The sequence below is a fragment of the Sulfuriroseicoccus oceanibius genome, from assembly GCF_010681825.2.
Classification (GTDB): Bacteria; Verrucomicrobiota; Verrucomicrobiia; order Verrucomicrobiales; family SLCJ01; genus Sulfuriroseicoccus; species Sulfuriroseicoccus oceanibius.
The window spans coordinates 2,403,407-2,426,363 of record NZ_CP066776.1 but is presented as its reverse complement, the minus strand read 5'-3'; the positions used below and the strand labels follow the sequence as shown (position 1 = coordinate 2,426,363).

Below are 22,957 nucleotides of genomic sequence, written 5' to 3'. Positions count from 1 at the left end.
TGGAATTGTTGATTTTCAATCAACCGCCCGTTCTCTGGATCTCTCCGGGGAGCGGGCGTTTTGTTTTTGCGGTGGGTGTGGGAGAGCGAGGCGGGCTCTCATTTCCGCCTCGAGGCGAGGGAAGCTGGATTGGTTGGTTCGGATGAAGCCACTTCCCGGGCGGTCGAAATCTGTGATGGTTTGCATGATGGCTGCGATCGACAGGATCAGTGCGGTCATGCGCCAGCGTCTAAGGTTGTTGGCTCTTCCTGCGCTGAATCCAGCTACCGAGAGCGCGGCTGCAGCGATGAACAATAGCATGCATAGGATCGCGGTGGGAAGGCGGTCGAGGCCGGCGTGGAGGCGCAGATTCATCGAGTCGAGTACATCGTTGATCGACGTCGCAACGGCCACCTTTAGAGGGCCGGGGGAATCGGACTGGGCGATGAATTCCTCAACTGTCGGCCATAGCTTTGCCTCAAGCGCACTGATCTCCTCGAATTTCGCTGCGCGTTTCTCGCGGGTGTTCATGGATTCGGCTCTGATCTCCAAGGCAGCGGTGTAATCGAGGAGTTGTTGGCGCAGTCTGGTGCGGTAGGGCTCATCGATGAGTCCGGCGCGATCGAACGCGGTACCAAGAGCGTTGGTTTGTGAGATGACCGCGTGTTTCCGGTTGTCTGCCCGAGTGACGGTATAGGAGTAGGTGAAGGCGAGGACCAGTGCCAGCATACCAATCATCGCGCTGAGGATGGAGTCGCCTCTGGAGTCCTGGGCTGAGCCTTTGCCTCGTTTGTACTGCCATTTTCCAACGCGGTAGCTGAGCTCCGCGCAGCCGAGAAGAATGACGACTATCAGAAGGCCGCTAGCGACGATCGGTATCTCGTAAATGACGGGGATCTGCATAGCGTGGATAGGGGAATTGCCGGTGGGGTGCAGAAGCCTGAGGTTCGGGGTTGACCGGTGCAGGGAGGATTGGTAGTTAGAGCCGGTAATTCGGGGACGGCCCTGGATAATAACTTGATTTCTATGACTACAGACTCTGTTGAAGACCCGGGCTCCGCGATGGTAGTAACTGGGAAGATTACGCCGTGGTTCATCAAACGGATGTTGATGATGCTCGGCTTGTTTGTTTTCCTCTCCGGATTCTTCTTTTACGACTGGAAGGTGGGCTACCCTGCGAAAAAGGCGGAGTATGAGGCTGCGATGGAGGAGTATACGAAGTTCAGCGACGAGAAAGAGCGGCTTGTGGCGATCGGGGACCAACAGGGAGTGGAGGCTGCGCAGAAAGCGTGGGTCGATCTGTCGGCTGAGAAGGAGTGGGAGATTGACCGAGTGGATTTGTCTCCTGACAACGAGGTGACCAGCGATGACATTCAGGAGCAGTTCAACTTTGGTGTGGGCTCGGGCGTGTTGGCTGTGGGTGTGTTGATTTGGATGTTCCTCAATCTTGGCAAGAAGCTCTCGGTGGACGGGGACTCGGTGACGCTGCCCAACGGGCGTAATGTGAAGTTTGCCGACATCCATAAAGTGGATACCCGCCGCTGGGGCAACAAGGGGTTGGCCACGATCTACTACAAGGATCAGGCGGGCTCGAAAGGGAGTGCACGCATCGACGGTCTGAAGTACGGAGGCTTCATCAAGCCGGAGCCGTTCATCGCCGATCAGATCCTTGGACGCATTGTGCAGGGCTTCGATGGTGAGCTGATCGAGCTGCAGGAGGAGGACGAGACAGCGCCTAACGAGTAGGTCGTTAAGCTGTCTTAATTTTCGATTTATTTAGTTGCCAACCCATGGGGTCACCGTTACCCATTGTTGCGTTTTCATTAAACCAATCCAACCATCCTATTATGTCCGATAGCATCGAGCAAAAAGTCAAAGACATCATCGTGGAGCAGCTTAGCGTGACTCCTGAGCAAGTGACACCAGAAGCCAAGTTCATCGATGATCTTGGTGCAGATTCCCTCGACACCGTCGAGCTGGTGATGGCCTTCGAAGAAGAGTTTGGCATCGACGTGCCAGACGAAGAGGCAGAGAAGCTGACTTCGGTTGGTGCTGTGATCTCCTACGTTGAGTCGGCACAGGGCTAATCCCCTCACGCCACTCGACTGACGAGTGAAATTTTCGATCCGGCTGTGTGATTTTCACACAGCCGGATTTTTTTTATCAAGGTGTACTTGATGACTGGTGGTTTATCCGCCAAAACCAGACCAGCGTGATGCCTGCCGGGCTGGCTGGTTTGTGCCACGTATAATTTTTCTAGACGCACTCATGGATGACAATTTTGACCAGGGGCGCCGGATCACCGATCTGAGCGTCGATGATTTTTTGAAGCGCTTTGGTGATGAGTTGTCGCTGGAGCGGCAGGGAGCTGCGGTTGGTGGTGATCGGCGGATCGGTGAGCCTACAGTGAACCGTCCGGGCTTGGCTTTGGCTGGCTTCTTCACTTATTTTGCTCGCCACCGTGTTCAGGTGCTGGGTAACTCCGAGATGTCCTACCTGCGGACCTTGGGGCCGGAGCAGCGAGAGGCGCGTTTTATTGAACTCTGCCGCCGCAATCTGCCGATGCTGGTGATTTCGCGTGGAGCGTCGCTTGAGCCGCGATTGGTTGAGGTGGCGAATGAGGCGGGGATCGGGGTGTTCCGCACGCCGATGATCTCGATGCAGTTCATCAATCAGGCAACGCTGGCGCTCGAGTGGGAGTTTGCTCCGATGACGAGTGTACACGGGTGCATGGTGGACGTGCAGGGGATCGGGGTGATGGTGCTCGGTAAGAGTGGCAGCGGTAAGAGTGAAACGGTGGTCGGCTTGCTCGACCGTGGAGCTAGTTTGGTCGCGGACGACCTGGTGAGGCTGCGTGCTGTCGGCGGTGAGGTGATTGGCCGTTCGCCTGAACTGGCCCGTGCACACATGGAGGTGCGTGGGCTGGGTTTGATCAATGTGGCGGCCTTGTTCGGGATCGCGAAGATTCGGCTGGAGAAGCGGCTGGACTTTGTCGTGCGTATGACTCCGCAAGGGGATATGGAGGATATCGAGCGGGTCGGTGTTGCGCGTAAGACCGTCAAGGTGCTGGGGCATGACATTCCGTACGTGGAGTTGCCAGTGGCGCCGGGTCGTGACATGGCGCGGATGGTGGAAGTGGCAGCGCTTGATCAGAAGTTGCGCGGCTTGGGTTATGATACCGCCGAAGAGTTCAACCGCAGGTTGATTGATTTGATGGAAGCTCAAGGAAACGAAAGAAATCGTTAGCCAAAATCCAATTTCTGAATAAAGTCGAGTTCACCAAACCGCTATGATCAAGAAGGAATTCACCGTCGTCAACAAGTTCGGACTGCACGCTCGCCCGGCCGCGCAGCTTGTGAAGCTCGCCAATACGTTCGAAAGCGAGATTTGGGTCGAGAAGGACTCCGAGCAAGTGAACGGCAAAAGCATTATGGGGCTGATGATGTTGGCAGCCGGTCATGGCTCCACTATCACGGTTTCTGTCGATGGTGGCGACGAGGAAGACGCTCTCGCAGCTGTTGAGGAGCTGATTAATAGCGGCTTCAAGGAAGAGTAAGCGCCCGCGCGACTCTCAAGTACAATTTTCACCCGCCCGCAGAGATGCTGGCGGGTTTTTTGTTAATAAGGATTTAATAAAATGTGGGCGTGGGTGGGTTCCAAGTGGTTGATCCTGTTCGGGGTATCGGGTTGTGCGGGTGGGGTGGTTGTGGGCGGCTTAAGAATTATCTTGGCGTGGTGAGGGGCGATGGCTTTTAGTGTTCTGCACGGATTTCCCTATGAAGAAGCTTCACGAAGAAAGAACGACACCGATCTCGCTCCGGGCTGAGCGACGTTACCAGGGCGTGGGGCTGTCTGATGGGATTGCTCAGGGTGAGGTTTTAACCTTGTACCGCGGGGTTTCGATTCCGCCGAAGGTTCGGATTTCCGATGACCAGAAAGCGCGTGAGCTGGAGCGTCTGGGTGAGGCACTGGAGAAGACGCGCCAGGATTTGGATGCGCTGCGGACTCGGATTGAAGAGGCCGGAGGCGGGCGTGAAGCGGGTATTTTTGACGCCCATTTGATGATCCTCGAGGATCGGATGATTCTGGACGACGTTGAGAAGGCTGTGCGTGAGCGCAATGTCAGCGCGGATTGGGCATTTTACCAAGTGACCAAGCGCTACGTGGAAGCGATGGATGCGATTCCTGATGAATTCCTACGTGAGCGCATGGGAGATGTGAAGGATGTGGCGCAGCGTGTGTTGCGGCACATGCTGGGCGAGGGGACACCGCTGGTCATGCGTGAATTGTCGCGCCCGCACATTATTGCGGCGCGTGAGTTGACGCCGTCCGATACGGCGGCCATGGACCGCGATCTTGTGTTGGGCTTCCTGAATGAGACGGGGAGTCAGACGTCGCATGCCGCGATTATTGCCCGGAGTCTAGGGCTGCCGGCGATTGCCGGGATTCCTGATCTGACTGACGAGATCAGTAGTGGTGAGGAGGTGTTGATCGATGGATACCGTGGCCTGGTCGTGGTGAATCCGTCGCAGGAGACGCTCGACGAATACGAGCGGATTATCGAACGTCACGCCCAGACGCTCGGCGGTCTCAAGGGTGAGGTCGGCAAGCCGACGGATACGATCGATGGCAAGCATATCGTTCTTTCCGGCAATATTGAGTTCAAGCGTGAGATGGCGATGATCACCGAAAATGGTGGCGCCGGTGTGGGCTTGTTCAGAACCGAGTTTTTCTATCTGCGTGACAATGCGTTGCCAACGGAAGCTGAGCAGGCTCAGACCTACGCTGAGGTCGCGGCGGCTTGCGAAGAGCATGGCGTGATCATCCGGACATTCGATCTGGGTGGAGATAAACTGCCGAACTCTCCATTCGATGGACCGGAGCCCAATCCGTTTCTGGGATGGCGCGGGATCCGGGTGTCCCTCGGGCGTCCTGAGGTTTTCAAAACTCAGTTGCGCGCGATTCTGCGGGCGTCCGCACATGGTAAGATTCGCATCATGTTCCCGATGGTTGCGTCGCCGGAGGAGGTCGTTCAGGCCAAGCAGATTCTTGAGGCTGCCAAAGCGGAGCTGATTGATGAGGAGTTGCCTTTCGATGAGAACATTGAGGTGGGGGCGATGATTGAGATCCCGTCCGCAGCGCTTGTGGCGGACCTGATTGCTCCGCATGTCGACTTTTTCAGTGTTGGGACCAATGACCTGACGCAGTACACCTTGGCAGTGGACCGGGTGAATGATCGAGTGGCGCCGTTGTTCCGCTCGACGCACACCGGCGTGGTTCGCTTGCTTCAGCACGTGGTGAAAGCCGCGCATGACGCAGGGATCTGGGTTGGCGTTTGTGGGGAGACTGCAGGCGACCCGACATTCACGCCGTTGTTGGTGGGAATGGGCGTGGACGAACTTAGTGTGGGGCCGCGTCAGATTTTGACGATCCGCCATGCGATCCGTCAGCTCGATTCCAGCGAGTGCGCCAAGTTGGTGCAGCGCTTGGTGGCTGGAGCTAGCACCGATCGGATCGAAGAGGATTGTCGTGCGATGGCGATGCGTTGTTATCCTGAGCTGTTGTCCTAGTTTTTATGGTGGGCGCGGGTTCAGATCAGTTCGACGACGGGGTGCTGTCCGAATTGCGGGCGTTTCGCCCCGAGTTGGGTGTGGTGCTTGGATCCGGATTTGGTGGTCTGGTCTCGTCTGTGCGCGAGGTTGGGGCGTGTTCGTTTTCTGATGCGGAGTTGCCGGTTTCTTCCGTGCCTGGGCACGTGGGGAGGTTGGTTTGGGGGTGCTTTGCCGGGTTGCGGGTGGTAATGGCATGTGGCCGCGTGCATCTTTACGAGGGGTGGGCCGCGCGGGATGTCACGGCGACGGTCCGGTTGTTTGCTGCCGCGGGTGTTGGTTCGCTGCTATTGACCAACGCGGCCGGCCGGATTAGCCCAAGGCTTTCGGTTGGTGGGCTGATGGTGCTCTCCGACCACTTGAATTTGACCTCAGTCAGTCCGCTCGACGGGGCTGCCGGCTTTATCGATATGACCAACGCGTATTGTCCTCAGTGGCGGGGTGAGTTGCTTGATGCGGCGGCTTCCTGCGGTGTGGGGGTGGGTGAAGGGGTTTACGCGTGTGTCCGTGGGCCACAATACGAGACTCCGGCGGAGGTCCGGATGTTGGGTGCGCTGGGTGCGGATGCGGTCGGGATGTCGACGGTGCTTGAGGTGATCGAGGCGAGGGCCAGAGGGCTGCGGGTCGCCGGGGTTTCTTGTCTGACGAATGTGGCTGCGGGCCTGGACGGGGCGAACCTTGACCACGATGAGGTTGTGGCGATTGCCGGTGGCGCGGGGGGCGGGTTGGTAGCAGTCTTGGAGTGTTGGAGTGCGCGTCGGAAATCTGGCTGATTTTCGCTTGATAGGGCGGCCTTGGGAGACTACTTTGCCGCAGATTACTCCAAGCCGTAAACTGGATTGGGGAGTGGGACGCTAGTGCCCACTCCTTTTTTTGGCGCTACTCGGCATTATCCCAATTTCCTCAGACTTATACCCACCACCATGACCAGCGACCTCTTAGCCGTCATCGAATACTTCGAAAGAGAAAAAGGAATCGACCGTGAAACCATGGTGGAGGCCATTGAAGGCGCATTGCTTACCGCGTCCCGCAAGAGCGTGGGGCCAGCCCGTGAGCTGCGTGTCGATATCGATTCGGCTAAAGGGAAGATCAAAGCCCTGGCGACATTGGTCGTGGCTGAGAAGGTGACCAAGCCCTACGAGGAGATCGCGCTGCCAGTGGCCCGCCGCATCAAGGAAGATGCTGAGATCGGCGACGAGATCGACGTTGAGGTGACGCCGAAGGATTTCGGTCGTATTGCCGCGCAGACAGCACGTCAGGCGATCATGCAGCGTTTGCGTCAGGCGGAGAAGGAGATGATTTACGAAGAGTTCAAGGACCGCGCCGGTGACATCGTTCAGGGCGAAGTGCGTCGCTTGGACCGTGGCGATGTGGTTGTCAGCCTCGGTAAGTTCGAGGGTGTGATGACCTCGCGTGAGAAGGTTCCGACCGAGACTTACAACATTGGCGACATTCTTCGTTTTTACGTTGTGGCGGTTGAGAACACACAGCGCGGACCAGAGATCGTGTTGTCGCGTTCGCATCCGAACTTCGTGCGCCGTTTGTTTGAATTTGAAGTCAGCGAGCTGGCGGACCGTACCGTGGAGATCCGCGGTGTGGCGCGTGAAGCGGGTTACCGCACCAAGATCGCTGTGTTCAGTGCCGATGAGAAGATCGACCCAGTTGGTGCCTGCGTTGGTTTGCGCGGTGCCCGCGTGAAGAATATTGTGCGCGAGCTGAACAACGAGAAAGTCGACATCATCCACTGGAGTGACAATCTGCGTGAATTCGTCAAGGAGTCACTCAAGCCGGCTCAGATTCAGGACGACAAAGTTACAATCCTCGAAGACGAGCGCAAAATCGAAGTGCGTGTCGACGAGGAAGAGTTGCCGAAAGCTGTGGGGCGTCGCGGACAGAACGCGCGTCTGACCTCGCGTCTGCTTGGCTGGGATGTGCAGGTGCTCAAGGATGAGAGCCAGCACGAGGAGTTCGAGCGCAAAGTGCTCGAGGCGGCCCAGGCAATTGCTGACGAGCTCGGTATCAAACTTGAGTGGGCAGTGGAGCTCGTCCGCGGTGGATTGAACTCCATCGGTGTGATCGCCACCGCCGATGCCGAGGACATCACGATGATGACCTCGCTCGGAGAAGAGGAAGCCCAGAGCATCCTCGAAACATTGGCTGCCAAGGCGGCGAATGATGCGGCTTCGGACGAGTGATCGTGATCCTCGCTGGTGTCACTTGATTACTGGCGGGAATGACCGACACTGCACGACAGAAATCCCATTCTAGAAATTTTCATCACTACCACCATGTCGATCCTACCGAGGGAGAATGATCCCCGGGGGAGCGGCAATCTCTAAAGACCGCCTGACGGTTGTCCCATCGAATAATTCATGCCTGAAGAATCCAACGGAAGCGAAAAGCCGAAGAAGAAGGAAGTGCTCGACCTGCTCGAGGACAAGTCTAAGATTGCGTCCCGCCGCCAGCGTCGTCGTGCTCAGCTTGAGCAGGAGGAAGCTGCAGAGGAGGAGCGTAAGCGTAACTCGGTTGAGGAACAGAAAAAGAACGCGTTGGATTTGTTCAGCGATGACAAGCCGAAGAAGAAGCGCGGTGGTGCGGCACGCAAGGCCAATGTGCTGCCTCCGATTTCGAAGCTGAAAGAAGAGGAAGCCAAGAAGGCTGAAGCAGCGTCGTCGAGCGACACACTTGCTGCTGTGTTGGCTAGCGCCGGTATCGCACCTGGTGCTGAGAAGAAGACTGATGAGCCAGCTGAAAAGGATGCTCCAGCACCAGCTGCAGAGAAGGCAGCCGAGGTCGCTCCAGTTGAGGAGTCCGCTGCAGCGGGTGATGAGAAATTGATCAGCCTGAAACCGCCGGTGGTGATTAAAGATTTGGCGGCTGCGATGGGCTTGAAGCCGCTCTATCTGATCAAGGACTTGATGGAGATGGATGTGTTTGCCAACCCGGATCAGAGCATTGAGCCGGACGTGGCAGCGAAGCTGTGCGAAAAGCACGGATTTGCCTTTGAGCGCGAGAAGCGTGAGAAGGGCGGCGGTGTGCACAAGGTGGAAGAGGTGATCGAAGAACCGGAAGCTCCAAAAGAAGAGCCGAAGGAGCAGCTTCACCTGCGTGCGCCAATTATTACTTTCATGGGTCACGTCGACCACGGCAAGACCTCGCTGATCGACCGCATCCGCGATGCCAAGGTGGTGGCTGGTGAGGCTGGTGGAATTACCCAGCACATCGGCGCCTACAGCGTGGATCACAACGGTTCGAAGATCACATTCCTGGATACTCCGGGTCACGCCATCTTCACCGAAATGCGTGCACGCGGTGCTGGTGTGACCGATATCGTGGTGCTCGTGGTGGCTGCGGATGACGGCATCATGCCGCAAACCGAAGAGGCTATCAACCACGCCAAGGCGGCTGGGGTTGAGATCATTGTGGCGATCAACAAGATGGACCTGCCGGCAGCCAACCCGGACCGTATCAAGGCGCAGCTGCAAGAGCGCGACTTGTCGCCGGAAGATTGGGGTGGAACCACCATCTGTGTGCCGGTTTCCGCCCAGACTGGTGAGGGGATCGACGAGTTGCTCGACATGATGGCGCTTCAGGCCGAGGTGCTTGAACTCCAGGCCAATCCGAAGGCCAATGCTCGTGCCACTGTGATTGAAGCACGTCTTGAGCAGGGGCGTGGTGCAACTGCGACCGTGATTGTGGATTCCGGTACCTTGCGTCCGGGCATGCCATTCATCTGCGGACCTTACAACGGTAAGATCAAGTCGTTGATTAACGATCGCGGCGAGAAGGTCAAAGAGGCAGGACCTGCGATGCCTGTCGAAGTGCTCGGCTTCAGCGAGACGCCACACGTGGGTGACGAGCTGGTCGAAATGAAGAGCGACCGCGATGCGAAGAAGCTATCCGCCGAGCGCTTGGAAGAAGCTCGCCGTCAGAAGCTCGAATCGCCGAAGCGTACGCGCCTCGAAGATATTTTCTCCAACATTCAGGACACTAGCCAGAAGAAGCGCCTCAAGGTGCTCCTCAAGGGTGATGTTCAGGGGTCGGTGGAAGCGATCTGCAACGCCCTCGGCGACATCAAGAGTGACAAGATCGATCTGGACATCATCCACAGTGGTGCCGGCCCGATTTCGGAAAACGACGTGCTCCTCGCCAGTGCCTCCGACGCGATTGTGCTCGGATTTAGCACCAAGCTCGAGAGCAGCGCGGTGCGTGTTGCCAAGCGCGAAGGCGTTCAGGTGAAGATCTTCTCGATCGTTTACGAACTCATCGATCAGGTGAAGGACGCGATGCTTGGAATGCTCGACCAGGAGACCCGCGAGAATGTGGTGGGGCACGCCGAGGTCAAGCAGGTCTTCAAGTCGAAGAAGGGCAAAGCAGCAGGCTGCTTGGTCATCGACGGCAAGATGGACCGCACCGGTCACGCTCGATTGCTGCGTGATGGCATGGTCGTGTACGATGGCGATCTCGGAACGCTGCGTCGCTTCCAGGACGACGTCAAGGAAGTCAAGACTGGTGTCGAATGTGGTATCCGTCTTGGTGACTACAACGACTACGAGGTCGGCGATATCATCGAGTGCTACCACTTGGAGAAGCTCAAGCAGTCGCTCTAAGTCGGGATTTCCCAACCGTTTGATAATTTAGATCTCCGGGTGGTCGGGGTGTCATCAGTGACTGGTGATTCCGGCCCCCGGAGATGATTTTCGTTCACTAGTTATGAGTAAGCGCGTCAAAAGAGTTTGTGAGCTGATCCACCGTGAGCTCGGCCAGATTGTCCAGAAGGAGATCGATTTCCACGGGGTCTTTGTTTCGATCCAAGGGGTGGATATCACGCCGGATTTGAAGCAGTGCCACGTGTTCATTGGGGTGATTGGTTCCCCTCGGGACGAGGCCAAAGTCCTCGAAATCTTCGAGAAGAAGCGACGTTTGTTGCAGAGCCGTCTGAGCAAGCGTGTCGTGTTGCGTTACACGCCGATTTTGCATTTCAAGATCGACCACTCGATCGAGCGCGGGGTGCAAACTTTGAACGCGCTGCAAGCTGTCGATGAGCTGCCGACCGCGCCGCTTGAAGATGCCGAGGACGAAGAAAAGGGTGAACAGGAGAAGTAACCGGTTCCGCGGGGTGTAGATTTGTTATGAGTGATTCTGTTGAACTGCTGTACAAGCAGATTGGAGATGTTCTGAAGGAGCGCGATGGCTTCTTGCTGTCGGCTCATGTGCGACCGGACGGCGATGCGATTGGTTCGGTGCTGGGGCTTGGGCTCGCCCTCGAAGCGATGGGCAAGCGCGTGTTGATGGTCAGTGAGGACGGTGTGCCTGCGAGTTTGGAGTTCCTTAAGGGCTCTGACAAAGTGGTGCACGTCCCAGACGTCACGCCCGAGATGCTTGAGGGCCTTGAGGTGATGGTTGCATTGGACACCGCAACCCAACCGCGCCTTGGCGAGGGTGTGAATGCGTTGTTTGTCGACAAGGGGATGCAGGTGATCAACATCGACCACCACATCAGCAATCCGGCGTACGGCGACATCAATCTGATTGATTCCCACTCTCCGGCGACAGGGCAGATTGTCTATGACTTGCTGAAGAGCCAGGGGCTTGGAGTGCCGGCCGGGTCGCGTGATGCGTTGTTCGTGGCAATCTCCACCGACACGGGATCGTTCCAGTTTCCATCGACCACGGCGCGCACGTTCGAAGTCGTCGCGGCGATGACTCGCGATGGATTGAACATCGGGGAGATCTCATCGTTGACCTATCATCGCCAGCCATTGCGCAAGGTGCGTTTGTTGCAGGATTTGCTCAACTGTCTCGAATTGAGCTCCGGTGACCGCGTTGCCTCGTGGTCGTTGCTCAATTCAACCAAAGAGCGACTCGAGTTGCTTCCTGATGATTCTGAAGATCTGATCGATCACATCCGCTCCATTGATTCAGTGGTGGTGGCTGTGTTCTTCGAAGAGTTGCCGGATGGAAAGATCCGTGTCAGCAGTCGTTCGAAGGATCCGAAGGTGAACGTGTGCAATGTGTGTTTGAAGTTCGGTGGTGGTGGCCATGCCATGGCTGCCGGTGCCCGCATGGCTGGGCCGATCGAAGAAGCTCGAACCAAGTTTTTAGCAGCAGTTGATGATGAACTCGCAGCGGCATCCAATTCCTAAGGGCAAGAAGCGCCCGCAGCTTCCGAATGTGGACGGGGTTTTGTTAATCGACAAAGGCCCTGATATGACATCGCATGACGTGGTGGCGATCGCTCGTCGAGCGCTCAACCAGAAGAAGATCGGTCATTGCGGGACATTGGATCCGATGGCGACCGGTTTGCTGATTTTGTTGCTCGGCAAGGCGACCAAGCTCCAGGATCTGCTGATGGCGGAGCACAAGGTCTACGAGGCAACGATGACGCTCGGTGCGACGACTGATTCGCAGGACAAAGAGGGCGAGATCGTGGAAGAGCGGCCGGTTCCTCCATTGACTCTGGATGACGTGACGGCTGCTTTTGACAAGTACAATGGCGACTTCTATCAGACGCCGCCGATGGTCTCAGCGATCAAGAAAGACGGTGTTCCGTTGTACAAGTTGGCGCGTAAGGGCAAGACGGTTGAGCGTGAGCCTCGCTTTGTGCGCGTGCTGAAGTATGCCATCCGTCGTTTTGAGTCGCCTGAGATCGATTTTGCAGTTGCTTGCAGCAAGGGGTTCTATGTTCGCACCTATGCTCACGACATTGGTCAGGAGTTGGAGTGCGGGGCGCACCTCTCTGCGTTGCGCCGTACACGCAGCGGTAAGTTCTCCGTGGACCACGAGAAAGTGGTGACCGCTGAAGAGCTTAAGACTGCCAACCGTGAAAGCCTTGCAGGCCGTATTCTCAGCTTGGCTGAGGTGTCGCTGATGCGCGGTGCCTAGGGGGGGGGGATTGCTTCGATAGAGTCTCATTCATTGGCCGCTGCTCGGAATGTCCGGGCAGCGGCCAATTTTTTTTGCAGTGGGATCGAGAATTGGTTCGACTTTGTCGAAATGCTTAAGGATCCGGTGCCGTAGATTGTTGTCTATCTGCTGCAACATTCTGTGCAGTGGTGTTGATTTCTGAGGTAGGGGCTCCAATTGGTGAATCCGTATGATTGCAAAGATATTTCTTCCTGTGTGTGTCGCCGCGCTGTCGGCGCTTCTGTCGGCCAACGGTCATGCAGATGGCGCAACGCGCCCTAATGTGCTCGTCTTGTTTTCCGATGATCACCAGGATGCCGCGGTGCGGGCGATGGGGTGTGACGAGATCATCACGCCTCACCTCGACCAGTTGGCGAAGCAAGGGGTTGTCTTTCGCAATGCGCATGCTGAGATTCCGACGTGTCAGCCGAGTCGCGCATCGATTTTGACCGGATGCAGTGCCTTTACCCATGGGGTGATGCACCCGCGGTACACGGAGTCGTTCCGGCGGCCGTTGGCCCCGAACAGCTGGACCGAGGTTTTTCGTCAGGCCGGCTACCGGACGTTTTGGACTGGTAAGTGGAACACGTGGGGCAGTCCGTCCGACTTTGGTGTCTCGGAGACGTCCCGTGTTTTCAAAGGGGGGATGGGCTCGCACCAGCTGAGCTTTGATGAGGGAGGTGAGGTTGTTCGTGGATTCAGCTCCACTTTGTTTGCGGATGCTGCGATTCGCTTCCTGCGGTCCACATCCGGCGATGACCGGCCGTTTTTTGCCACCGTTGCCTTTACCGCTCCGCATGATCCGCGGACACCTCCTGCTGAATACCGGGCTTTGTACCCGGATGGTGAGGTTTCATTGCCGCCTGCGTACCTTGCGGAGCATCCGTTTGACGACGGCTACTTTGGGATCCGTGATGAAAAGCTGCTTCCACGTCCGAGGACGAAGGGAGCCGTGCGTGGTGAGATTGCGGCTTACTATGGAATGATCACTCAAATGGACGCGCAGATTGGCCGGATCCTCCAAGCGTTGCGCGATGCGGGAAAGACGGACAACACCATCGTGATCTACTTGGGGGATCATGGGCTGGCGGTAGGAAATCACGGGCTGCTCGGCAAAATGTCGATGTACTCCCACAGCGTGCGCACTCCGCTGATCATTGCGGGGCCGGGCGTTCCGCAAGGTGGTGTGCGTGATGCGTTGGTGTATCTCTACGATCTGTTTCCTACCACTGCGGCGATGGTTGGCGTGGAAGTTCCCGAGTCGGTGGAGGGTGTGGACTTCAGTGAAGTGATTCGTGGTGAAAAGGCTGATGCGCGTGAGTTTATCTACGGGGCGAATGCGAACTTGCAGCGAATGGTAAGGGATGCTCGCTACAAGTTGGTGCGCTATTATCGTGATGAGGCTCGGGGGATCGGTAGTGACCGCTATGTGTTCTTCGATTTGAAGGAGGATCCCAACGAGTTGCGCAATCTTGTTGATGAAGGGGAGCATCAAGAGCGGATCGCTGCGTTCAAGCGGTATCTGCGTGATTGGCAGGTTCGGGTTGCTGATCCCTATCGTGGGCGCGAATGATGGTGGTGGAGCGGTCCATCTTTGTGTCGCTGCCGGTATAAAAAGAAAGCCGCCGCCCAGGGATCCGGACGGCGGCTTCTTAATTGGTTCGCGCTATCGCGAGGGAAGCTTACTTGTATTCAGCTTCGACCTCAGCAACGGTGCGGGAAACGCGCGAGACGATCTTGTACGGATCACCCTGCGAGTTTGGACGACGGTCTTCGAGGTAACCGCGGTATGCGTCGTTCTTGACGAACGAGTGAGGCACGCGGATCGAAGCGCCGCGGTCTGCAACACCCCAGCTGAACTTGTCGATCGACTGGGTCTCGTGGAGACCGGTAAGACGCAAGTGGTTGTCTGGGCCGTAAGCAGCGATGTGCTCGTCCTTGTACTTTTCGAACGCGTCCATGAGCTTGAGGAAGTACTCCTTGCCGCCGGTTTCGCGCATGTAGTCGGTGGAGAAGTTGCAGTGCATACCGGAACCGTTCCAGTCACCGAGGACTGGCTTACAGTGCCACTCTACATCAACGCCGTACTGTTCGCAAAGGCGGAGGAGGATGTAGCGAGCGACGTGAACCTGGTCACATGCGTTCTTCGATCCTTTGCCGAAGATCTGGAATTCCCACTGGCCCTTGGCCACTTCGGCGTTGATGCCTTCGTGGTTGATGCCGGCAGCGAGGCAGAGGTCGAGGTGCTCTTCAACGATCTCGCGAGCGATGTCGCCGACGTTGTTGTAGCCCACACCGCAGTAGTATTCACCCTGTGGCGATGGGAAGCCGTCTTGTGGCCAGCCGATTGGGCGGCCGTCCTTCTGAAGGAAGTACTCCTGCTCGAGGCCGATCCAGAGACCTTCGTCGTCAGGGATGGTGGCACGTGCGTTCGATGGGTGTGGGGTGCCGTCTGGAAGCATGACTTCGCACATCACGAGGAATGCGTCCATGCGTGCGGCGTCTGGGTAGAGAGCAACCGGCTTGAGGATGCAGTCCGAGTCGCTGCCGTCTGCCTGACGGGTCGAGCTGCCGTCGAAGCCCCACTCTGGGCAGTCTTCGAGGGTGAAGGAATCGACTTCGCCTTCAGCAATCTTGGTCTTGCTGCGGAGGTTGGCAACAGGCTCATAACCGTCGAGCCAGATGTATTCGAGTTTGATTTTAGCCATAATTGGTTCGGGTGTTCAGGTATTCGCTGAGTTAAGCAATGTCTGAGGCGCTTACCTAGAGCGAGGCTTAGGAAAGCACAAGACAATTCCGGTGAAAGCAAGATGCATGCCAGATTGATCGATACAAGAGGGTTTTGAAAAGATCTCGGGAATCGCCCATCATCGGGTGATGTCGTCTTGCAATTTGGGGCCGCATCGAGGGATGATGCGAGGCGATGCAGGAAGCGAAGAACACAGTAAGGGCGACGGTTAAGATTGGCTACGACGGCCGCGTACACAAGACGTTCAAAGGTCCGCAAGCCAAGGAGCGCTACGAGAATGAAGTGCGGGTGCTTCGCTATTTGGAGGAGAAGGGGTGTCAGTTCGTGCCAAAGATCCTCGATTCGGATGATGAAACGCTCTATCTGGTGACCTCAAACTGTGGTGCACGGGTGGACAAGATGAGCGGCGAGAAAAAGCAGCAGATCTTCGCCGAACTTGAGAGCTTCGGCGTACGGCATGACGACGCAGAGGTGCGCAACATCACCTACAATCACCGTGACGGACGCTTTTATGTGATCGATTTTGAGTTCGCCACAATTCTTGAGCCGGGTTACCCGCCGTCGCCAAAAATGCTCTCGCATCCGGACCGGAGTGAGTTCATGTAATGCGTGCAGTGCCGGAGGATGATGTTCCGGCACGCCAACCGCAGTAACCGCTACAATTCATGAGCTCAAACGAAGGATCGGAATCGACGAACAGGCCAAAGGGCGTGGAGTGGTCGGGCATCACGGATGTGGGCCGCTACCGCAAAAACAACGAAGACGCATTCCTGGCGCTGACCGTGGATGCCCACGAGGTGCGCTACCTCGGCAAGTACGGTGAGGGGAGTCTGGATTCGAATGACTTTGTCTTCGCGGTGAGCGACGGCATGGGCGGTGCCAACGCTGGTGAGTTTGCCAGCAAGATCGCGGTGGACCGGATTACCAAGTTGTTTCCAAAGAGCTTTCAGGCATCGGCGATGGGGATGGAAGTGGGTTTCCAGGATATTCTGCCCCAGTTGTTCGACGAGATCCACGAGGAGGTCACGTATTTGGGCAAGTGCTACCCCGAGTTGTCGGGCATGGGTGCCACCTTGAGCCTGTGTTGGTTGCGTCCGGGCTGGATGTACTTCGCGCATGTCGGTGACAGCCGGATTTACTATCTGCCGAAGGATGGTGGGATCGAGCAGTTGACCCACGATCACACGCACGTGGGCTGGATGTTCCGCGAGGGGAAGATCAATGAACGGGAAGCCCGCAGTCATCCGGGGCGGAATGGATTGCAACAAGCCATCGGTGGCAAGAACCAGCACTTGAACGCACAAGTCGGAGCCGTGGCCTACGAGGCCGGGGATAAGTTTGTCATCTGTTCGGACGGCTTGGTCGAGGGGCTGTGGGACAGCGGCATCGAGCGCTTGGCGCGCAAGCCGTCACCATTCCACAAGGGAAACCCAGCCGAGCGACTGGTGGCAGAAGCGGTCCAGACCGATGGCAAAGACAACACAACGGCGGTGGTGGTGGAGATCCTCTAGCGCCCCGGTGCTCAGAGAGCTGGATTGGAATAGAATGTCGGTCAGCCGTCGGACGTGCTGAGTGTCTCGGGCGGTGGGAGATCTCAATTTAAACATCAAGCCGTCCTGCAGATCGGTAGGCATCTCACGCATCCGCCCGAGCGTGCTTGCGTAAAAGTCACAACAATCTGCGGATCGCTCAAAGCCACGGCGAGTGGTGGCGATCGTGTGGATCGCTCCGCATGGTTGGGGTGTCAGGAGGATACAAAAAAACGCCCGCGAGCCGGTGATGCTGCGGGCGTTGGGATGATTGTTCTGGGCTGGGTGTTAGTTTGCCAGCCACTGGTCGCGGGCTTCGATGCAGAGCTGTGACCAGGTTTCGAGAGGGAAGTCGTCGCCGGCCAGGTCCGCTGGGTCGTGGAATGCGAGGTTGGCGATCGAATCTTCGTTGGCTTTGACGTTTGGTGAGTCGGCGGTGAATTCGACCAGGTGAACGATGCCGAGGTGGACTTTGCCGACGTCATTGGTGTCGTCGTTGATCAGTCCGATGACCTTGTGGGTGAAGTCGCCGTCGAATGCGAGTTCTTCGCGGATCTCGCGGTCGACTCCGGCGTTGTAAGTGGCTTCACCGAGGTGGCCGTCTTCGGCATCGACATCGGAGAGGTTGACGTGGCCGCCGACTCCGATCGAGCCCTTGGCATGCAGGCGGGCTTCGCCGCCGGAGCCGCCGCGGGTGTAGTGGAGGATCTTCCCTTTATGGGTGAAGATGCAGTATGGGATGAGCTGCTTGTGGCTTGGGTCCTCTTCGGCGTCGTCGCGGTCGAGGAAGAAGTTGTTTTCTGCGGAGAGCAGCGTGTGGAAGTATCGGCCGCTGTCGGGCTCGAAGCCGTTGAATGCGCCGAGCTCGTCAAAGAGCGCGCGTTTGACCACCAGCACCTTTTCGCCTCCGTATCGGGATGATTTCGACATGCGAGGAGGAGACTGCGGGTGGGGCGATCATGCAAGCATTATTCACTAGCCGGCCCGGGGTGATCGGCGGTCTAGTTGCCCTCCGGTTCATCGGCTAGATAGCCGTCGAGGTGGTTGCGGAGGTGGGTGCGGGCGCGGAAGAGGAGGCTTTTTACTGATGAGACCGAGGCTTCGAGGATGTCGGCGATCTCCTCGTAGGCGAGATGTTCGCGCCAGCGGAGAATCACGGCGAGGCGTTGTTTTTCCGGCAGCGACTCGAGTGCGGCGTCGACTTTCCCTTCAAGCTCGTGGAGTAGGGCGTCGTCCTGTGGTGATGCTTGGCGGGTGTCGTGAAAATCGGGTGTCGAGCCGTCGTCGTCTACTACGGAGAACTCATTGCGTCGCCAAGCGCGGCGGGACTCGTTGAAGACGAGGTTTCTGACGATGGTGTAGAGCCAGGTTGTGAACTTGGCGGTAGGCTGGTAGCGAGGCGCGGACTTCCAGACACGAAGGAAGACCTGCTGTGCGAGGTCCTCGGCCAGCGCCGAGTCGCCCTGCATCTTGGCGATGGTGCCGATGACCGCGCGTTGGTGGCGCGCCATGAGTTCAGCGAAGGCTCCGTGGTCGCCGTTGGCAATCCGCTGCATCAAGGCAAGGTCGATCGCATTCTCGCGGGCTGCGAGCTCATCGTCTGTGAGCTCGCCGCTGCGGTGCGAAGGAATTGCGTCTTGTTTGGGGGCCACGTTGGTCGCGAGGGTACTGGATGGCGACGTTGCGTGGCAATGCCTGATCGCCGGGGAATGGGAGGCAGGCTGCGCGGCGGCCGTCGAAGTCATGCAGCAAACAACCCGCGAACCGGTGTCCGGTTGCGCGGGTTGTCGATAATTTTCAGATAGCGGGCCGGTGTGGCCTAGTTGGCCTTGTCGACGATGTGAGCGGTCAGCTGTGCCGTGACCGGTGGCAGTTCTTGTTTCTGACCGAGCTTGAGGATGTCGGAAAGAATGAAGAGCGCCTCGCGCTTGGCAGGGCTGAGTCCGAACGGATACTCGAGCTTCTCGGCGTCGTCGGCATCCTCTGTGGGCGATTGACGCATGGTCTGGGTGCCGGTGGTGAAGTCGGTGACGACCGGGAGCTCGTCTTCCTTGAGGGTGTCGAGCGAGACTTCCTTGATGACCATCGACTTCTCGAGGTGGGCGCGAAGTTGTGCGAAGCGTGCTTTTTGCTCGGCCCGTCGGGCGTCACGCAGCTCCTTCATTTCGGCCTTTTCTTCGAGGCGCTCGCGCAGGTTGATGACCAGTTCGTTTTCCTCGACCTTCGATTTCAGGCGGTCGATGTCCGAGACGATGTACTGGAATTCCTGGCTGGCTGCGATGCGCTCGGCGCTGCGCTTGGCGAGCAGGTCGCGGGCGAGGGAGCTCGGGTCGTAGGCCTTGTAGGTTTGTGGCTTGATGCTGTCGTGAGGCAGCGGCTTGGTCAGTGCGTCTTCCCCGATCTCCAGTGCGTCGAGTCGGGATGGCAGGACGATGTCCGGCTCCACGCCTTTGAGCTGGGTCGATCCACCGGCGATGCGGTAGAACTTCTGGATCGTGACTTTCAGCGTGCCGGCACGGTCGCCGTGGGCCAAAAGCGGCATGGCGCGCTTGATCGGCGCTACGGTTTGCACGGTGCCCTTACCGAATGTGGACTTGTCACCCACGATGAGTGCGCGGTTGTAGTCCTGCAGGGCGGCTGCGAAGATTTCGGATGCCGAGGCACTGGTTTTGTCCGTGAGCACGATGAGTGGACCATCGTAGACGGGGAAGCGGTTGCTTGAGCGACGCACTTCGACGTGGCCGAATGTGTTCTTGGCCTGGACCACCGGGCCCGATGGGATGAACAAACCGGTCATCTCCACAGCTTCGTCGAGGGAGCCGCCGCCATTGCCGCGCAGGTCGATGACCAATCCGTCGATCCCTTCGGCCATCTGGCGTTTGAGGATCTGATGGACGTCGCGGGTGAGGCTGGTGGTGCCGTTGTCGAAATCGCGGTAGAACGATGGGACGGTGATCCAACCGACGTTGATTGGTTTGTCGTCGCTACCTTGCCAATGGATGAGTTCACCGGTGGCGAGGTTGTCTTTCAGTTCGACGGTGTCACGCACGATGGTGACTTCCTTGATGGTGGTTTCGTCTGCGGCAGGGATGACCTTGAGGCGGACGGTGGTTCCCTGGTCGCCACGGATGAGTTCGACCACTTTGTCGATCTTCATGTAGGTGATGTCGACCATTTCGCCGGTATTGTTGTGGTCGACGCCGATGATCTTGTCATCGAGTTCGAGAGCGCCTGCCTTGTCGGTCGGGCCGCCAACGACGATGCCCTTGATCTGGGTGCTGCCGTCGTCATTGGACTGGAGCAGCGCACCGATACCGGTCAATTTGTTCTCCATGCTGGTGCGGAACTGCTCCTCCTCAGAGAACGAGAAGTAGTCCGAATGCGGATCGTACATGCCCGCGATGGATGAGAAGAACATATCAGCGACGTCCTCGAGGTTGGTGTCTTGGACGTTCTCGAGAATGCGGCGGTAGCGGTTGAGGAGTTTTTCGCGAGCATCGGCGAGATCGACGTGTTCCTTCCATTCGCCCGACTCAGCGATGGCCGGGTCAATTGGGTCATCGCTCTCCTTACCGACGGATTGGTCGAGCTGGCGCAGTACCTCTTCGAGCATGCTTTCCTCGATGCGCTTGTGCCAGATGGCGTCGGCTTCTGCAGCATCCGCCGGCCAATCGGCGTCTTCGCGCGAGAGTTCGATGGTTTCGTTGCCATCGAAGTTGAACTCACCATTCTTGATCAATTCGGTTATCTTGTCGTTGCGCTCGGTGACGCGTTTGACGAAGCGTTCGTGGATTTCGGCCGCGGCGTCAACGCCTTCGGACTTGAGCAGGCTGACGAGGATCTGCCCGCCGTATTTGCGCTGGAACTCATCGACGTCGCTCTGAAGGAAGTAGAGCTTGTTCATATCGACAAACTCAAGATACGAGGTCAGCAGCTCGCGCTGGAAATCGGCGGTGAACTGCCGCTTCTCGAAGTGCATGTTACGCAGCATGATGAGCAGCTGCCGGCCCACTTCGTTGTAGTTGGTTGCCGCGACCGCTTTGCTTGGCGCGGTCAGGCTGGTGATCGCCACCAAGGCGCAGGCGATGGCGGTGCGGATCCTAGGAAATCTCAATCTCATGAATGGTTGGGAATTATGGGCAGAGGCGCTGGGCCTGCAGCCGCTGGGTTGGGACTTATGCCGGAATCCCCGGCTCAAGTCGATGATTTACATGTAAATTTTGGGAAATTGGATGACTGCATAGCGTCGCTGAGGAGGGATGCTGTGCGTCGGGTGTGGGCTCGGGCTAAAAAACCATGGGAGTCCCTTCTTCCATCACCACTACCCGTTCGTGAATGCCCCTGTGGTGGGCGTTGGCGATCAGGCGTTGCTCGGGCTCGAGGGCGCTTTCGTTGCCCAGAGGGAAGGTGCCGTAGTGCATCGGGATCATGGTTTCGCCACCGAGATCTTGGAAAGCTTGGAGTGCTTCTTCCGGGTTCATGTGCACGTCGCGGCCGCTTGGGGCGTCGTACGCGCCGATGGGGAGAATCGCGATGTCGATATTGTGTCGGGCACCGATGGTCTTGAAGTCGTCGAAATAGGCGGAGTCTCCGGCGTGGTAGACGATCTTTCCGCCTGCGTTGAGGATGAACCCACCGAAGTTGCGGTGGGTGTCGTGAATCATGCGTGCGCCCCAGTGGTGGGATGGGGTGTGGGTGATGGTCACACCACCGAGCTGCAGTTCCTCCCACAAGTCCATTTCAAAGACCGCAGGGAACCCAAGGCGGTTGACCAGCGGGCGCAGTCCATTGGGTACGATGATGCCGTAGCGCGAGTCGATCATGCGCAGTGACTTCTTGTGCAAGTGGTCGTAATGCGCGTGGCTGACGAGAATCAGGTCGATCGGCGGCAGGTGGTCGATCGGGATGCCTGGCATGCGGGTGCGTTTGACGATACCGTGCCACAGCGCCCAGTTGGGGTCGATCAAGATGTTCATGCCCTCGAACTGAATGAGGAACGAGGCGTGGCCGATCCAAGTGATGCTCACGGATTCTCCCGCCACGGGATGGAAGTCGGGGCGGACCGTGTTGCCGCTGCGTTTGCGGAAGATACCGGGAACGATCTGGTGGCGCAGGAAGCGATAGTTGCGTTCAGGCCAGCCTTTCTTCGGGAGCAATCCCGAGTTCTTCATGCCTGAGGATGAGTTGCTGGGTGGTGTGGTGCTTTCCGCCATGGGCTGATGCAAGTCGGGCAGGGGGGAGAGAATGTCCGTGCTAATGGGAATGATGTGCAAATTCAAGCGAGACGGGCAAGGCCTTCGGTTGTAAAAAGGAAAAATGTTACGCTCGCGGGCATTTAGTACGTCGCCCAACGGGGGATAGGACACGCGATGCTGCGCGGATCATCGGAATCTTTGCTGGGTTTAACGAGGCCATGTCGTGTCCAGCCAGGCGTTGCAGCTTTGAATGCGATGGTGCATGTTGCCAGCATGACACAAGCGATCGACGTATTCACCGGCGGCATTGCCCAGACCAATGGTTATTTGATTGAAGCTCCCGATGGCTGGGTGCTTTTTGACGCGCCGGAGGGCGTCGCCGCGTGGCTCGAGCAGAAAGGGATCAAGCTGCAGGCATTGGTGCTGACCCACCAGCACTATGATCACGTGATGGATGCGGCAAAGGTGGCCGAGGCGCACGGGTGCCCGGTGTATGCGCATTCGGATTACCACAGCACACTGACGCTTGAGCCGATGCTGCGCGCGGCGGGCATGCCGGTGGAGGTGGAGCCATTTGAGGTGGAGAATGTTTTGGCCGGGCAATCTGCGGTGGAGGTCGCCGGTGAGCGATTTGTGCTCAAGTTTGTGCCGGGGCATTCGGCCGACAGCATGTGTTTCGTCAGCGAGGGGCGCCAGGTCGTGTTCTCGGGGGATACCGTGTTTGCCGGGTCGATTGGGCGTACTGACCTTCCGGGGGGATCGCATCCGTTGCTTATTCACGGGATCCAGACGCATCTGCTGACGCTTGCGGACAATTTCCGCTTTCTTCCAGGGCACGGGCCGGAGACATCAGTTGGGACCGAAAAGACGAGCAACCCGTACTTGCGGTAGGTTGGACCGCCCTTGCAGGGCTCTGTGAGATTGTTGCGGCGGACCCCATGGCGTTGCCATGGGCTGCGTTGGGGAGCGCCTCCGGCGCGGTCGTGCAGT

21 protein-coding genes are annotated in these 22,957 nt (G+C 57.7%); 15 read left to right on the top strand and 6 right to left on the bottom strand.

The genetic code is table 11. The features are described from left to right. Nucleotides 1-15: 15 nt before the first annotated feature. On the bottom strand, nucleotides 16-882 hold the full coding sequence (locus tag G3M56_RS09760) for a bestrophin-like domain (RefSeq protein WP_164362461.1): 867 nt from the start codon (nucleotides 880-882) through the stop codon (nucleotides 16-18). Between the two features lie 123 nt (nucleotides 883-1,005). Between G3M56_RS09760 and G3M56_RS09755 the strand changes: the two genes are divergently transcribed. The 12 genes from G3M56_RS09755 (at nucleotide 1,006) to G3M56_RS09700 (ending at nucleotide 14,067) form a co-directional block, all read left to right on the top strand. Further along, nucleotides 1,006-1,725 (top strand): hypothetical protein, encoded by a 720-nt coding sequence (locus G3M56_RS09755; RefSeq protein ID WP_164362462.1) that lies wholly within the window; start codon nucleotides 1,006-1,008, stop codon nucleotides 1,723-1,725. A 101-nt stretch (nucleotides 1,726-1,826) separates the two neighbouring features. Next, complete coding sequence (acpP, locus tag G3M56_RS09750; RefSeq protein WP_164362464.1) at nucleotides 1,827-2,066, top strand: acyl carrier protein; 240 nt, start codon at nucleotides 1,827-1,829, stop codon at nucleotides 2,064-2,066. 181 nt (nucleotides 2,067-2,247) lie between these two features. Beyond that, the gene (gene hprK, locus G3M56_RS09745) at nucleotides 2,248-3,225 is read left to right on the top strand and encodes an HPr(Ser) kinase/phosphatase (protein WP_164362465.1); all 978 of its coding nucleotides are present in this window, start codon (nucleotides 2,248-2,250) and stop codon (nucleotides 3,223-3,225) included. A 43-nt stretch (nucleotides 3,226-3,268) separates the two neighbouring features. Next, nucleotides 3,269-3,535 carry an HPr family phosphocarrier protein gene (locus G3M56_RS09740; protein ID WP_164362467.1) on the top strand — a complete coding sequence of 89 codons (267 nt, stop codon included), beginning with the start codon at nucleotides 3,269-3,271 and terminating at the stop codon, nucleotides 3,533-3,535. A 220-nt stretch (nucleotides 3,536-3,755) separates the two neighbouring features. Continuing rightward, nucleotides 3,756-5,549, top strand: coding sequence for a phosphoenolpyruvate--protein phosphotransferase (ptsP, locus tag G3M56_RS09735; protein WP_164362468.1), 1,794 nt, complete (start codon nucleotides 3,756-3,758; stop codon nucleotides 5,547-5,549). 5 nt (nucleotides 5,550-5,554) lie between these two features. Further along, nucleotides 5,555-6,361, top strand: coding sequence for a purine-nucleoside phosphorylase (locus tag G3M56_RS09730; RefSeq protein WP_235203370.1), 807 nt, complete (start codon nucleotides 5,555-5,557; stop codon nucleotides 6,359-6,361). A gap of 150 nt (nucleotides 6,362-6,511) precedes the next feature. Next, complete coding sequence (gene nusA / locus G3M56_RS09725) at nucleotides 6,512-7,783, top strand: transcription termination factor NusA (RefSeq protein ID WP_164362470.1); 1,272 nt, start codon at nucleotides 6,512-6,514, stop codon at nucleotides 7,781-7,783. A gap of 177 nt (nucleotides 7,784-7,960) precedes the next feature. Then, a complete protein-coding gene (infB, locus tag G3M56_RS09720; protein ID WP_164362471.1) occupies nucleotides 7,961-10,198 on the top strand; it encodes a translation initiation factor IF-2 in 2,238 nt (745 codons plus the stop codon). 103 nt (nucleotides 10,199-10,301) lie between these two features. Then, nucleotides 10,302-10,694, top strand: a complete 393-nt coding sequence (rbfA, locus tag G3M56_RS09715; RefSeq protein WP_164362472.1) for a 30S ribosome-binding factor RbfA — start codon at nucleotides 10,302-10,304, stop codon at nucleotides 10,692-10,694. A 26-nt stretch (nucleotides 10,695-10,720) separates the two neighbouring features. Next, a complete protein-coding gene (locus G3M56_RS09710; protein WP_164362473.1) occupies nucleotides 10,721-11,734 on the top strand; it encodes a DHH family phosphoesterase in 1,014 nt (337 codons plus the stop codon). Beyond that, nucleotides 11,706-12,473, top strand: coding sequence for a tRNA pseudouridine(55) synthase TruB (gene truB / locus G3M56_RS09705; protein ID WP_164362635.1), 768 nt, complete (start codon nucleotides 11,706-11,708; stop codon nucleotides 12,471-12,473). The genes G3M56_RS09710 and truB overlap by 29 nt, the downstream gene beginning before the upstream one ends. 211 nt (nucleotides 12,474-12,684) lie before the next feature. Beyond that, nucleotides 12,685-14,067, top strand: coding sequence for a sulfatase family protein (locus G3M56_RS09700; RefSeq protein ID WP_164362474.1), 1,383 nt, complete (start codon nucleotides 12,685-12,687; stop codon nucleotides 14,065-14,067). 109 nt (nucleotides 14,068-14,176) lie between these two features. Here the strand turns inward: G3M56_RS09700 and G3M56_RS09695 are convergent, their stop codons facing one another. After that, the gene (locus tag G3M56_RS09695; protein WP_164362475.1) at nucleotides 14,177-15,202 is read right to left on the bottom strand and encodes a glutamine synthetase beta-grasp domain-containing protein; all 1,026 of its coding nucleotides are present in this window, start codon (nucleotides 15,200-15,202) and stop codon (nucleotides 14,177-14,179) included. Between the two features lie 215 nt (nucleotides 15,203-15,417). Between G3M56_RS09695 and G3M56_RS09690 the strand changes: the two genes are divergently transcribed. Both G3M56_RS09690 and G3M56_RS09685 read left to right on the top strand, forming a co-directional pair. Further along, a complete protein-coding gene (locus tag G3M56_RS09690; protein ID WP_164362477.1) occupies nucleotides 15,418-15,849 on the top strand; it encodes a BUD32 family EKC/KEOPS complex subunit in 432 nt (143 codons plus the stop codon). Nucleotides 15,850-15,908: 59 nt separating this feature from the next. Next, nucleotides 15,909-16,754 (top strand): PP2C family protein-serine/threonine phosphatase, encoded by an 846-nt coding sequence (locus tag G3M56_RS09685; protein ID WP_164362478.1) that lies wholly within the window; start codon nucleotides 15,909-15,911, stop codon nucleotides 16,752-16,754. 306 nt (nucleotides 16,755-17,060) lie between these two features. On the opposite strand, the gene G3M56_RS09680 is transcribed toward G3M56_RS09685, so the two are convergent. From G3M56_RS09680 to G3M56_RS09665, 4 genes are all read right to left on the bottom strand, one after another. Beyond that, nucleotides 17,061-17,702: a hypothetical protein gene (locus G3M56_RS09680; RefSeq protein WP_164362480.1), complete on the bottom strand. Its 642-nt coding sequence runs from the start codon at nucleotides 17,700-17,702 to the stop codon at nucleotides 17,061-17,063. Nucleotides 17,703-17,773: 71 nt separating this feature from the next. Further along, on the bottom strand, nucleotides 17,774-18,424 hold the full coding sequence (locus G3M56_RS09675; protein ID WP_235203368.1) for an RNA polymerase sigma factor: 651 nt from the start codon (nucleotides 18,422-18,424) through the stop codon (nucleotides 17,774-17,776). 167 nt (nucleotides 18,425-18,591) lie between these two features. Further along, nucleotides 18,592-20,892: a carboxy terminal-processing peptidase gene (locus G3M56_RS09670; protein ID WP_164362481.1), complete on the bottom strand. Its 2,301-nt coding sequence runs from the start codon at nucleotides 20,890-20,892 to the stop codon at nucleotides 18,592-18,594. Between the two features lie 166 nt (nucleotides 20,893-21,058). Continuing rightward, nucleotides 21,059-21,943, bottom strand: coding sequence for an MBL fold metallo-hydrolase (locus G3M56_RS09665; protein WP_164362482.1), 885 nt, complete (start codon nucleotides 21,941-21,943; stop codon nucleotides 21,059-21,061). Nucleotides 21,944-22,240: 297 nt separating this feature from the next. On the opposite strand from G3M56_RS09665, the gene G3M56_RS09660 reads away from it, so the two are divergent. After that, complete coding sequence (locus G3M56_RS09660; protein WP_164362483.1) at nucleotides 22,241-22,858, top strand: MBL fold metallo-hydrolase; 618 nt, start codon at nucleotides 22,241-22,243, stop codon at nucleotides 22,856-22,858. Nucleotides 22,859-22,957 lie beyond the last annotated feature (99 nt).